This is a genomic window from Mesorhizobium sp. M4B.F.Ca.ET.089.01.1.1 (genome assembly GCF_004022605.1).
Taxonomy (GTDB): Bacteria; Pseudomonadota; Alphaproteobacteria; order Rhizobiales; family Rhizobiaceae; genus Mesorhizobium; species Mesorhizobium abyssinicae.
Genome location: NZ_RZOS01000968.1, coordinates 1 through 929, shown reverse-complemented (window position 1 = coordinate 929; position 929 = coordinate 1). Strand labels below are relative to the sequence as shown.

Here is a 929-nt window from a genome sequence, read left to right as displayed (position 1 = left end):
AAATGGAAACCATCGGCTTTATCGGCCTCGGCATCATGGGCGCGCCGATGGCGGGGCATTTGCTGGATGCCGGCTACCCCGTCGTCGCCAGCGACCATCGCTCCAAACCGCCGGCTGACCTGATCGGCAAGGGGCTGAAGACCGTCACCGGCCATGCCGCCGTGGCGAAGGCGGCTGATATCATCATCACGATGGTGCCTGATACGCCTCAAGTCGCCGACGTCCTGTTCGGCGAGCACGGCGTCGCCTCCGGCCTGTCCAAGGGCAAGCTCGTCATCGACATGAGCTCGATCTCACCTATCGCCACCAAGGAATTCGCAAAAAAGACCAACGATCTCGGCTGCGACTATCTCGACGCGCCGGTATCGGGCGGCGAGGTCGGCGCCAAGGCTGCCTCGCTCACCATCATGGTCGGCGGCGAGGAACAAGCCTTCGAGCGTGCAAAGCCGGTGTTCGAGAGGATGGGAAAAAACATCACGCTCGTCGGCCCGAACGGCGTCGGCCAGACGACCAAGGTCGCCAACCAGATCGTCGTTGCCCTCACGATCGAGGCGGTCGGCGAAGCCCTCGTCTTCGCCTCGAAGGCGGGCGCCGATCCGGCCAAGGTTCGCCAAGCGCTGATGGGCGGGCTCGCCGCCTCGCGCATCCTCGAAGTGCATGGCGAGCGCATGATCAAGCGAACCTTCGCGCCGGGCTTCCGCATCGAACTGCACCAGAAGGACCTCAACCTGGCGCTGGAGGGCGCCAGGGCGCTTGGCGTCTCGCTGCCCAACACATCGACCACACAGCAGCTGTTCAATTCCTGCGCTGCCAATGGCGGTGCGAAGGAGGATCACTCGGCGCTGGTCAGGGCGCTGGAGCGAATGGCGAATTTCGAGGTCGGCGGCGACGCGGCGGAAACCAAAGGCAAGGCAGCATAGGATCAGGAG

The 929-nt window shown here is 64.3% G+C and carries 1 protein-coding gene; it reads left to right on the top strand.

Annotated elements, in window-relative coordinates:
• Positions 1–2 precede the first annotated feature (2 nt).
• Entirely contained in the window at positions 3–920 is a 918-nt protein-coding gene (locus tag EN780_RS35385) for a 2-hydroxy-3-oxopropionate reductase (protein ID WP_128276548.1), read from the top strand.
• The last annotated feature ends 9 nt before the right edge of the window (positions 921–929 follow it).

Bases quoted from the DNA above. Each gene is read 5' to 3' on its own strand.
- EN780_RS35385 (WP_128276548.1), top strand. From the start codon at position 3: ATGGAAACCATCGGCTTTATCGGCCTCGGCATCATGGGCGCGCCGATG.